General features: G+C 40.1%; 11 protein-coding genes and 1 pseudogene. 8 read left to right on the top strand and 4 right to left on the bottom strand.

All coding sequences use genetic code 11. The features are described from left to right. Positions 1-257: 257 nt before the first annotated feature. The 7 genes and pseudogenes from DVW06_RS05030 to DVW06_RS05000 all read left to right on the top strand — a co-directional run bounded on the left by DVW06_RS05030 (position 258) and on the right by DVW06_RS05000 (position 5,485). Positions 258-551, top strand: a complete 294-nt coding sequence (locus DVW06_RS05030) for an ArsR/SmtB family transcription factor (protein WP_005471753.1) — start codon at positions 258-260, stop codon at positions 549-551. A 21-nt stretch (positions 552-572) separates the two neighbouring features. Further along, positions 573-1,649, top strand: coding sequence for an ACR3 family arsenite efflux transporter (gene arsB / locus DVW06_RS05025; protein WP_029487212.1), 1,077 nt, complete (start codon positions 573-575; stop codon positions 1,647-1,649). Then, on the top strand, positions 1,646-2,062 hold the full coding sequence (arsC, locus tag DVW06_RS05020) for an arsenate reductase (thioredoxin) (protein WP_003127483.1): 417 nt from the start codon (positions 1,646-1,648) through the stop codon (positions 2,060-2,062). The genes arsB and arsC overlap by 4 nt, the downstream gene beginning before the upstream one ends. Before the next feature lie 116 nt (positions 2,063-2,178). After that, a pseudogene (locus DVW06_RS05015) lies at positions 2,179-2,373 on the top strand (site-specific integrase); the annotation flags it as partial. 773 nt (positions 2,374-3,146) lie between these two features. Continuing rightward, positions 3,147-3,440, top strand: a complete 294-nt coding sequence (locus tag DVW06_RS05010) for a hypothetical protein (RefSeq protein WP_005471757.1) — start codon at positions 3,147-3,149, stop codon at positions 3,438-3,440. A 334-nt stretch (positions 3,441-3,774) separates the two neighbouring features. After that, positions 3,775-4,584: a restriction endonuclease gene (locus tag DVW06_RS05005; RefSeq protein WP_137264475.1), complete on the top strand. Its 810-nt coding sequence runs from the start codon at positions 3,775-3,777 to the stop codon at positions 4,582-4,584. A gap of 70 nt (positions 4,585-4,654) precedes the next feature. Next, positions 4,655-5,485 (top strand): sugar phosphate isomerase/epimerase family protein, encoded by an 831-nt coding sequence (locus DVW06_RS05000; RefSeq protein WP_041119543.1) that lies wholly within the window; start codon positions 4,655-4,657, stop codon positions 5,483-5,485. A gap of 264 nt (positions 5,486-5,749) precedes the next feature. On the opposite strand, the gene add is transcribed toward DVW06_RS05000, so the two are convergent. The 4 genes from add to DVW06_RS04980 all read right to left on the bottom strand — a co-directional run bounded on the left by add (position 5,750) and on the right by DVW06_RS04980 (position 11,104). Beyond that, positions 5,750-6,766 (bottom strand): adenosine deaminase, encoded by a 1,017-nt coding sequence (gene add / locus DVW06_RS04995; protein ID WP_137264474.1) that lies wholly within the window; start codon positions 6,764-6,766, stop codon positions 5,750-5,752. A 278-nt stretch (positions 6,767-7,044) separates the two neighbouring features. Beyond that, positions 7,045-8,154, bottom strand: coding sequence for an alanine dehydrogenase (gene ald / locus DVW06_RS04990; RefSeq protein ID WP_113850129.1), 1,110 nt, complete (start codon positions 8,152-8,154; stop codon positions 7,045-7,047). Between the two features lie 207 nt (positions 8,155-8,361). Further along, complete coding sequence (locus DVW06_RS04985) at positions 8,362-9,078, bottom strand: C39 family peptidase (RefSeq protein ID WP_137264473.1); 717 nt, start codon at positions 9,076-9,078, stop codon at positions 8,362-8,364. Positions 9,079-9,145: 67 nt separating this feature from the next. Next, positions 9,146-11,104, bottom strand: a complete 1,959-nt coding sequence (locus tag DVW06_RS04980) for an ABC-F family ATP-binding cassette domain-containing protein (RefSeq protein ID WP_137264472.1) — start codon at positions 11,102-11,104, stop codon at positions 9,146-9,148. Positions 11,105-11,319: 215 nt separating this feature from the next. On the opposite strand from DVW06_RS04980, the gene DVW06_RS04975 reads away from it, so the two are divergent. Beyond that, positions 11,320-11,997: a redox-sensing transcriptional repressor Rex gene (locus DVW06_RS04975; RefSeq protein ID WP_003127492.1), complete on the top strand. Its 678-nt coding sequence runs from the start codon at positions 11,320-11,322 to the stop codon at positions 11,995-11,997. Positions 11,998-12,009: the final 12 nt, after the last annotated feature.

Below are 12,009 nucleotides of genomic sequence, written 5' to 3'. Positions count from 1 at the left end.
GAGCTAAAAATCGTCCTTTTTCTATCTGAGTTTTCCAATTTTCTACCAAAAGCGGCTTTTCAGCCGCTTTTTTTGTGTTATTTTATTTTTTCTACCACGTTTTTCTACCAGAGATACTTTGCTAGAAAAGCTTTGCGATAGAGATTTTTACCAGACGATGTTGAAAATAAAAAGACAGAAACGCTTGACCGTATATAGACGTTCATCTATATTGTATATAGATAATTATCTATATACAATTCAATAGGAGGTCCTCCATGGAAAACTATGAACAGATTGCTACCATCATGAAAGCCTTAGCTGATCCAAAAAGGCTGAAAATTGTTGACTTACTTTCTACAGCTGACTCTCTTTGTGCATGTGAAGTGTTGGAGCATTTTGACTTTACTCAACCGACATTATCACACCACATGAAGCTTTTAGAGAAGGCAGGAATTGTCAAAGTAACGAAAAAAAGTCAATGGCATCATTACGCTTTACAGGAAGATTTTGTTGAGGATTTCCTAGTAATTTTGAAGGAACTTCTTATCAAAGAAAAATCAATTAGCTAGTAAACGATAGGAGTCTTATGAATGAACAATGTATCTACGGAAGTAACTGAAAAACCTGCAATAAATTTTTTCGAGAAGTATCTAACAGTTTGGGTATTGTTATGTATGGCAGCAGGCATGCTAATCGGAAAGTTTTTACCTAGTGTCGCAGACCGATTAGAAAGCTATCAAGTATTAAATACAAATATTCCAATTGCCGTTTTAACTTGGGTTATGATTTTCCCAATGATGATGAAAATCGATTTTAAATCAATACTGAACGTCCGAAAAACATATCAGGGGATTATGATCTCTAGCATTACAAGCTGGCTAATTAAGCCGTTCTTGATGTTTGGCTTAGCCTCTTTCTTCTTTTATGTTGTTTTTAGCAATTTTATCCCAGCAGACTTAGCAAAAGACTATGTGGCTGGAGCGGTTTTGTTAGGGGCAGCGCCATGTACCGCTATGGTATTTGTTTGGTCAAACCTTACAAAAGGTGATCCAGCACATACCTTGGTTCAAGTATCAATTAACGATTTATTAATCATTGTCCTATTTGTACCAATTGTTTCTTTCCTTTTAGGAGTAAATAATGTGTTTGTACCATGGAATATTCTCTTTGCTTCTGTACTACTATTTGTGCTAGTACCGTTAGTTGGTGGGGCATTGACGAGATACTTCATGATAAAACGTAAGGGAATTGATTACTTTAACAATCGCTTCTTACCAAAGTTTGACTCCATTACAACGATTGGCTTGTTATTGACATTGGTAATCATTTTTACTTATCAGGGGGATATTATTTTAAACAATCCGTTTCACGTTCTCATGATTGCCGTGCCTTTAGTCTTACAAAATATTATTACCGCAAACTTTGCTTATTTTACTTGTAAATGGACAAAACAGCCTCATAATGTGGCAGCTCCAGCAGCTTTGATTGGTGCTTCAGACTTTTTTGAGTTATCGGTTGCCGTAGCAATTACGCTTTTCGGTGTCAATTCACCAGTTGTGCTAGTGACAACAGTTGGTGTTCTGACAGAAGTGCCTGTTATGTTGTTATTAGTAAAATTGATCAATGGAACGAAAGATTGGTTCCCGACAAAAGGAGAAAATGAATGAAAAAAATCTATTTCTTATGTACGGGCAATTCCTGTCGAAGCCAAATAGCGGAAGGATTTGCTAAAAAATACTTAGATGATTCTTGGGAGATTCGAAGTGCTGGCGTTGAAACTCACGGCTTGAATCCTAGAGCGGTGGCTGTAATGGAAGAATCTGGAATCGATATTTCGAATCAAACATCTGACTTGATTGATTTGGACTACTTTAATCAGTCCGATATGATTATTACTCTTTGCGGTGACGCAGCAGATAAGTGTCCCATGATTCCAAAGGAAAGCACACACCTTCATTGGGATTTAGTAGACCCTGCCAAAGCGAAAGGATCTGAGGCAGAAATTAGAAGTGCCTTTCGAAACACAAGAGATGAAATCAAAAAGAGAATGATTGAATTATCGCAGCAGTTAAATGTGTAATTCAAAAAGGGAGCGGGGTAAGGTATGTGGACTTGGATTAGCGACCAATTACTAAAAATGGTTTGGCTAAATGATTTGATGGGGAAATTAATTGAGCGTTTTGGGCTTTCGCTAGACATGTTGCATTTCTAATTGAGCAGAATATTCAACCGCTATCTATTCAAGAACGATTGGGCCATGCGAATATTCAAATTACTTTAGGAACTTACGGTCACTTATATGCAAAGTCAGATCAACAAGTAGTTAACGCGATTGATAATGTTCAAGAGGGCGCTATTCTTTCGAAAAATGACGATTTATTGCCAGTCTGAGTTTTCCACTACGCTACCAGAAGACAGACAAATGCTTTCGTACCAGTGTTTTTGGTTGAGTTGCTCCTGTTGAAGATGTATCGAAAGTAAGTATGCAGCTGATTGACTGATACAAGGGAAGGAAGCAAGTTTCAAAAATATCTTTCCCCATTATGTTTTAAAATAGTTACAGCTTCCTAGCGACCTGTAGAGAGACAGCAAAAGTCTTTGTCTACAGGTTTTTTGTCTTAGAAAAGAGTCGCTGAGACAATTGGAAGCAGCTGCCCTGCAGAAGAAATACTAAGCAGTACTAGGTCGAAACAAGAAATAGTCCCAAACAAAGCGCTATCCTATAAAAACTAAAAATACAATGCGTCAGTTACAGTAACTTTTTTTGAAAAGGGTCATGGGTTTATAGCCGTAGTTTTTAGAATGAATCAGCTAATTCGAAGATAATAATATGGAATTTTTCTAGAAATTATCGCATGAAATGACCCTTGATTGAGAACGCCATGAAAGGTGGGAGAAATGCAGTTGTGTATATAAGCGAAAGCTGTCTCTTCTTTCCAAAGAAGACTGGATGATTTTGGAATCTGATTTTCTTTGGCTTAAAGGGTAAAATAGTTTGTTTTTTTGGGAGATTAAATTTATACTAATTTTTATAGCTAATTTAGTGACTTGTTAAGTAGATACGAAACAACTCCTGAATTAGAAAACAAATGAATGGGAAAGCGAATGTTTGATGACAGCTATCATTCGCTTTGCTGAACCGTTTGCCTAAGGAGTGGAATGTTGTGCCAGATTTAGTAAAGTTTGTATTGGTTATCTTAGTTATTTGGGTTATTTATCAATTGGTTACTTCTGTTTTATTTAGCTTGTCGCAAAAAGCCGTTAAAAAACGACTGAAGAGTAATAAGATGACAGATCAACAACTTGTAAACTTGTATCATTCTGTTGCAAAGTCAAATCAATATAATACGATGCAAGCCATATTTTCTTATGGAATTTTTTACAAAAGTCATGAAAAACAAAGTAATGAAGTGTACAAGTTGTATCGAGATGAAATGGAAAAAAGAAACTTGCTATAAAAGAAATTTTAAGGTCACTTATTTTTCTGATAAGTAACATCAAACATAGATATGGCTAAAAATAGATCCTTCTTTGCAATTTTGTGAGGAGGGCTCTATTTTTTTGAGCAAACAAAATAAATAGGTGAATAAAAAGGGACTCTTTTTTTGATGGAACATCGTCTCTGCGTTTCTACTGGTAATAGTAGTGTAACAGTAGAATTTTTAAAGAGTCTAGCTAGATATGCAATGCTGCTTATCAAAGACAGGATTTCATAAAAATCTATGAATCTAGTTTGTTTAGGGGTATTATAAATATAGCAACAAAGTGGATAAACAATCTGGAGGAGGAAGCATGATTCAACAATTTTTGCAAAAATTTACACGAAAAACTGGGAAAGTAGAACAATCATTCGAAGTAGTATCTAAAGAACACAGAGAAATAAAAGGGCTTTCTTTTGAACAAAACGAAGATGAATCGATCGTTATGGACTTTTTGAATCATATGGACAGAGAGTATGACACAACACCTGCAGGACGGAAACAGCAAGGGGATGCCTTTGAGCAATTTTTGGCAGCGGTCTTTCGGCTAGCAAACTACGATGTTGAGATCACCAGAAAAAGCTATCTGCAAGGCAAACAGGTCTACACTGGTGATGACAATGTAGACTTGATTTTAAGCAAAGATGCGGAACGGATTGCTGTTCAAGCCAAACATTACCGCTTGAACACGAAAGCACCCAACTTGATCACGAAAGAGTTTGTCAATAAATATTCAGGAATCTCAGATAAAAATTGGACAAATAAACTTTTTATCACAACATCTTTATTTAATCCCCATGTTTATTTAGAGATCGAGAAGAATGAAAAAGCACAAAACATTGAATGGTATGACAGGTACGGGTTATTGCAGTTGTTGAACACATTGATCCCAGAAACAATGGAAAAGCACATGTTTTTAAATAGTTTGCCAGAACAAGTAGTCAAATGTCCGGAATGTGAATCAGGGTTTATTGTCCAAAAATGGAATAAGCAAAAATATAGCTATTTCAAAGGATGTACGATGTTTCCAGAGTGTGCCCATACGGAAAGTGTTTCATTCAGGCACACACGTAAAAGTTTTACTACGTCCTCAAAAGAACTAGATAATAGCATTTCTTCTTAGGATAACTGGTACTCTAAAAAGCTCATTTGTTGAACGAATCAGACACTTAGTAGAAGAAAGGAATGAAAAGATGTTTAATCTCGCTGTTCGTGGCCACGACTTAACCAAGGTTTGTGATCCACAAGATCTCGCTTGTCAAATCGCTGAAAAAGGCATCAAAAATGTTCAATTTGCACTAAATGCTTCATTTCCGGAACTTAGTGCTGCTGCCCAGATCAATCCGGGAATGGGGACTTTTTTTAAAAATGAATTTGGGCAACAGAATGTTCAAGTGGCATTGTTGAGCTGCTATAGTAATTTGATTCATCCAGATCCTCATGAACGAGAAAAGATTCTGCAGAAATTTGAACGCTATCTTTTTCATGCACGCTATTTTGGGGCGTCAATGGTTGCTTCGGAAACGGGTTCCGTTATTCCCACACTTGGTTACAGTGAAGAAAATTTCACAGATGAAGTTTTTGATGAGCTTGTAACTGTTGTCCAGCGGTTGGTAAAAACCGGGGAACGTTATCAAACAATGGTTGGGATCGAAGCGGGATTAAATCACCCCCTATTTTCCAATGACCGAATTCAGGAATTGATCGCAAGAGTTCCTTCTGATTTTCTGGGCATCGTCTATGACCCTACCAATCTCATCACTCCAGAAACGGCAAGTAAACAAGTAGAAATCGTTGCAGAGGCCTTTGAGAAGTTTGGTGAACGAATTGTCTGTCTCCACTTGAAAGACTACGTGATTGAAGAGGACCGCATTGTTTCTGTCCCTTTAGGAGAAGGAATCATTCCTTATCAAGCCATTTTACAAATCGTTGACCAATACAAACCTTATTGCTATGTCGTATTGGAGGGAACAAAAGACGAAGAAATCAAACGGGCGGTTGCTATGATAGAGGGGCTAAGCTGAATCGAATGAACCCATTGGCAAAAAAATCATTTGACGTCAAAGAAGTGATTGCCTCTAATCGCGAACACATTTAGAGAGCACGCTTATTTAAAAGAAGCGACAGCATAAGTTAGAATGGGACAAACAGACACTAGCGCATAATCCTGCCAATATTCTGAATTAACGCTCAAAATATGCGATGAGGATGTTTGTGTTCTGTCCCGTTAAACGTTAATCTGTCGCTTCTTTTTTTGTTGGGAATGATACGTTCTAATTGAGGCTGTTTTATTCGTTGATCTGCCAATGACGAATCCTATGGATCAGCTGTTCTTTCTCTTTTTCACTGGCAAAGGAATGGCGGGCGGCGGTCTCATTCAATAAGCGCAGCTCACTTTCCGACATTTGGCAGTGACGGGTCATGTGTATGTATTCATCAGTTAATGTTGTTTTAGAAACGGTGCGATTATCTGTGTTTAAGCAAAAATGGACCCCAGCTGTCAGCCATTCCCTGAAAGGATATTGGTGATAATCCGTGATGGCTTTGGTATGCACATTACTAGTAGGACAACCTTCAATACAGATTTGATTGCGGGAGACAAAATCTTGGGCTTTCTTATCCCCTTTCAAAATGATACCGTGGCCAATGCGTTTTGCACCGCTTTCGATTGCTTGATAAACATTACGGATACAGCCGCATTCACCGGCATGCAATGTCAATTGCACGTTTTGACCGTCTATGAAAAGTTGGTAAGTTTGCGCTAATTTGGGAACATAGTCATCTTCTTCAGGACCAGCTAAATCGATGCCAACGACTTTCTCTTCAGAAACAGACTCCGAAAAAATCTGGGAGATTGCAGCAGCAGACTCTTGCCGCATCCCGATGATCAAGATATTCCCTTTTAGCGGATAGATGGACTCCGCACGAGCGATTCCTCTAGCTACTGCTTGAATCGTTTGTGGGCAGGAAAGACCCTGTTCCATTGACTGACTAGGAGCAAAGCGGATTTCGATATACGCGACACCATCTTCAAACGCTTGTTCCATGACATCAAACGCTGCGGCTTCTAATGCAAATTCACTTTGGAGATAAGGAAGAACGAAATCAAAGCGTTCCAAGTACTCATTAAGATCAGAACAGTCTTGGGGGGCTTGCATCCGTTCTTCAAGGATCGACAGTTCTTGTGGGATAGGCAGATTTTGCTGATTGGCGATCTTAAGTAATGTTTCTGGACGAATCGATCCATCCAAATGGCAGTGCAATTCTACTTTAGGGAAGGCTTGGATTTGGCTTTTCGTTAACACGTCATTCCTCCTCGCATACGCAGGGTACGCTGAATTTTTTTATGTATGAATATAGCATAGATACGGGTTATGTGCTAGTGAAAAAAGGAAATTCTCATGATAAACACTCTCCCTCTCAAAAAAGCTTCTATAAAAAGCCTCTATAAAAAGCCTCTATAAAAAGCCTCTATAAAAAAGCTCCGGTCAAAAAAGCTCGTATCAAAAAAGCCGCTGCCATGGGAGGATTGTCCCATGGCAGCGTACGATTTTGTTGAGTTGGCACTTTTTTGCTGAGAAAACTAAATCAGCTCTGAGAGTTCGACGGCATCGATCGCCAGATCTTGTGCGGCTTCCTTCAACGTGAAGTGACCGTCAAATGCGATGACACCACGCGCCAGTGCAGCGTTTGTTCTTAATGCCTTTTCAGGATCGGCAGCCAATTGTTTAGCGTAGGGTAATGTGGCGATACTCAATGCCAATGTAGCAGTCTGTGGAACTGCGCCAGGCATATTGGCAACAGCATAATGGATCACATTTTCTTGGATGTAGGTAGGATCGTCATGAGTAGTGACACGATCTTCTGTCTCAAAAATGCCTCCTTGATCAATCGCAATATCTACAATCACTGATTTTTCTGCCATGGTTTTCACCATCTCACGAGTTACTAGATTTGGCGCTTTTTTGCCTGGCAGCAAGACGGCGCCAATCACCAAGTCTGCTTGTTGAATAGCGGCTTCAATGTTGAAACGATTAGAGAAGAGTGTCTGAACTTGTCCGTCAAATAGCTGGTCTAATTCTTGTAAGCGTGGGATGGATACATCGAGAATTGTGACTTGCGCACCAAGCCCTAACGCCATTTTCGCGGCATTGGTTCCGGCAACGCCACCGCCAATAATCGTGACCTGACCTTTTCGAACACCCGGAACACCGGACAGGAGGACTCCTTTGCCGCCATAGATTTTTTCTAAGAATTGTGCGCCGATCTGAACTGCCATTCGACCAGCAATTTCACTCATTGGAGAGAGGAGAGGCAGCGTCCCATTAGCCAGTTGGACATTCTCATAGCCAATCGCTCGAACCTTGGAGAACATGAGCGCTTTTGCTAATTCTGGATTGGCAGCAACATGTAGGTAAGTAAATAACAGCAATCCCGCTCTTAAGTAGGAATACTCTTCTGGCAGCGGTTCTTTGACTTTCATCACCATGTCAGCCGCCCAGACGTCTGCAGCGTTAGCAACGATCGTTGCGCCGACTGCTCGATAGGCTTCGTCTGAAAAAGTTGATCCGATACCTGCATTTGCTTCAACCAAGACCTCGTGCCCTTCTTGAACCAATTCATAGACGCCAGCTGGCGGCAAAGCTACACGATTTTCATTGTTCTTGATTTCTTTAGGAATTCCGATTTTCATATGCGTCACACCTTTCTTTCTTCTATTATAAAGGAAAGCGGATCCATTGTAAGGAGAAAGCGAAGATTTCTCAAGGTAGCCGTCAAGAGGCGCGGTCATTATCAACATGCATTGATGAGGACTATTTATAAAAAAACTACCTATAGAGTGTCAAGAAAGAGGTAATCGTGCTTGATCCTTCCTGACAACTTATAGGTAGTTTCTTTTTTATAAATTAGTACTTTCGTCCTCTGTAAATGTCCAAAAATGTAAACTTTGAGCAGCGATTTCTTCCAATGAATAGGACGTTAAATAATGTTTTTTTTCCGGCGTATCGTTTGGATCTAAAACAACCACATTTTCGTCTTGCATAGCAGCCAACACCATGATATGACCAGTATCTGTGAAATCTCCACTGGTCACAGAGACGATCACTGGCTGTCCAACTGCCAGATAATTGGCTACTTGCGCTGTGTCTGTGCCCAAATCGTGATACGAGTAACCAAAGGAATCCGCAAAATCAGAGAAAATCCGCCAATCGGTTCCTTGCCCATCGACATAGTAGCTATCTTGTGCCCAATCCAAAACTTCAAGCGGCGAAACATTATCCTCTCGCAAATAAGCGAGTACCATTGAAAGAGAGAGCAGGGCACAGCCATTATCGCTTAAAGTTTGCGTACCATCTGAACCATAGGAATAATCAGCCCATTCTTCATTTGTTTGTAGGTAAAGAGGCGTAGTCACTCCATTTTCTTGTAAATACTCGTTCGCTTGTTCATTGTAAGCTGCTTGATCAAAATCCATTTCATCCATCATGGGATATTCTTCATAATCTTGGCTGGAATAGCTCACATGAGAAAGTCGGATAAATGCAGCAAAAATCAATAATAAACCCAACAAAACAAGAAAAACATAACGCTTTCTTTGTTTCCCTTTTTTCTTCATAGCTTCCCTCCTGAAGTAGCGTGCCTTTTTTGCCTTACTTCAAGTAAAGCAGAGGGAATGAAGGTTGTCATCCGCCTGTGGACTGATTCGTGTCAGTTGTTTCTAGTTCTTCCAATTCCAGACTCGTGTTTTCCCAAGCTTCCATCAGCTGTTCTTGGGTGGCTTGGACAGTCTCCATTGCTTGATTCAGCGAAGACAAACGGACGTGGTCGTTCAATGCGTCAGGACGAGTCATCGCTTGTTCGATTTCTTCAAGCTCTGTTTCGGTTTTGGCTAGGTCTGCTTCAATTTGAGTGACTTTACGCTGCAATGAGCGAATGGCTTTTTGTTGTTCTTTGCTCTGGAAGAAAGATTGTTTGCCTTGTGAGATGGCTTTCTCTTGAACATCAGATTGCTGCATCGCAGCTAGTTCTGTTTCTTCCAGTTTTTTCTCCACGTAATAATCATAGTCCCCTAAATACAATTTGCTGCCGGTTTCAGATAATTCAATGACTTTGGTCGCGATTCGATTGATAAAGTAGCGGTCATGAGAAACAAAAAGCAATGTGCCTTCATAATCAATCAAGGCATTTTCGAGTACTTCTTTGCTGTCGATGTCCAAGTGGTTAGTCGGTTCATCTAAGATCAGGAAGTTGTCATGATCCATCGCAAGTTTTGCTAAAGCGACCCGTGCCTTTTCGCCGCCACTGAGCAATGTGATTGGTTTTTCAACATCTTCACCAGAAAAAAGGAAACTTCCTAAAATTGTGCGGATCTCTACTTCTGGCGTAGTGGGGTGCTCATCCCATAATTCTTTCAAGATTGTTTTTGTTGAATGGAGATCTGATTGGGTTTGATCATAATACCCAATTGAGACATTGGCACCTAGATGAACGTCACCGCGAATCAAAGGAATCTTGTGGATCAGTGATTTTAATAATGTCGATTTGCCAATTCCATTAGGGCCGACTAATGCAATGGCATCTTTCCGGCGAACATCCAAATCGATCGGCTCGGATAGAACAGTCTCTTGATAACCGATGGCTGCGTTGGCTACTTGCATTACCACATTGCCAGAAGGTTTACTGATTGAAAAAAGGAAATTTGCGGATTTTTCATCTCCTTGAGGCCGATCGAGCCGCTCCATTTTTTCTAATTGTTTGCGCCGGCTTTGCGCCCGTTTAGTTGTGGAGGCACGAACTAAATTACGCGCTACAAAGTCTTCTAATTTATTGATTTCTTCTTGTTGTTTTTCGAAAGCTTTCCATTCACTTTGCAGCTGCTCGGCTTTCAAAACCAGATAACGACTGTAATTCCCTTTGTAATGGTGCATTTTCCGTCGGCTAAGCTCATAGACCTCATTGACGACTTTATCTAAGAAATAACGGTCATGAGATACAATCAAAAGAGCACCGGCATACCCTTGAAGATAGTTTTCAAGCCAAGACAATGTCTCAATATCCAGGTGGTTAGTCGGTTCATCCAAAATCAAAATATCTGGCTTTTGCAACAGCATCTTTGCTAGTGCTAGACGAGTTTTTTGACCACCAGACAATGTTTCAATGGATTGCTCATAAAAAGTGCCGTCGAACTTAAAGCCGTGTAGAACAGAACGGATCTCATTTTCATATCCGTAGCCGTTTTTTTCGGCAAATTCATGTTGTAGCTGGTCATATTCTTTTAATAGACCATCATAATTGACTGCTGTCGGGTCTGTTTCTGAAATGGCGACTTCTAATGAGCGCATCCGCTGTTCCATCTGTCGAATGCCGGCAAAAGCCGTCAACATTTCTTCCCAGACTGTAGCAGTACTGTTTAAACCAGTGTCTTGGGCAAGATAACCTAGTGTCGCAGTTTTATTTTTGGCGATCGTTCCTTTATCGGGGCTTTCGATCCCGGCAATGATTTTTAACAGGGTCGATTTTCCGGCGCCATTTCTTCCCACAAGCGCGATCCGGGAATGGCTGGCAATCTCTAGGTTGATATTCTCAAATAAAACTTCAGCGCCAAATAGTCTGGCGATTTGATTTGCTTGTAATAGTATCATATGTATTCATTCCTATTCTTGAAGTCACTTGTCTCCTTGGTTGCAATACTATCAGTCTATCACATTTTGTGATAAACAGCGATTATGAAAAAAGAATGATTGTATCATTAAATAAAAAAAATTTCAAATTGTGAGCAATCAAATTGATTTTTGAGCAAACTATTTGATATGATAGCTACATCACACGTGAATTTTTCACAATGGGGGAGTATTTCTTGAAAGATCATCAAATTCCAAAGGCAACAGCGAAACGTTTGCCTTTGTATTACCGCTATTTACGCATCTTGCACAATGCTGGAAAGTTGAAGGTTTCATCTACTGAATTAAGCGAAGCTGTCCAAGTGGATAGCGCAACGATTCGTCGCGACTTCTCTTATTTTGGGGAATTGGGAAAACGCGGCTATGGCTATGACGTGGAAAGCCTGATGCAGTTTTTTGCTAAAACGTTGAATGAAGACCATATGACAAATGTCGCGCTAGTAGGTGTTGGTAATCTAGGTAGCGCACTGTTAAAATATAAATTCCATCAGAGCAATAGCATTCGGATCAGTGCTGCATTTGATGTGAATGAAGATATCGTAGGACGAATCGTGGATGGCGTTCCTGTCTATCCAATGAGCGATATGAAAGAACAAGTGAAGATCCAACAGATCGATGTCGCGATCTTGACGGTTCCCGCACAACATTCGCAAGACTTAGTCAATGAGCTTGTGAAAGCAGGGATCAAAGGAATCTTGAACTTTACGCCTGCGCGCATCACTGCACCAAAAGGTGTGCTGATCCAAAATGTTGATTTGACCAATGAATTACAAACACTGATTTATTTCTTGCATTCTGGCAACGTCTTAACGACAGATCAACCGGAAAACCACGAAACGACTGAATCAGAATAAAACCCAAAAACA

The sequence above is a fragment of the Enterococcus sp. ARL09-542 genome, assembly GCF_005234805.1.
GTDB lineage: Bacteria > Bacillota > Bacilli > Lactobacillales > Enterococcaceae > Enterococcus_D > Enterococcus_D gallinarum.
Note: the sequence above shows the minus strand (reverse complement) of the source record. Positions and strands in the feature narration are given on the sequence as shown.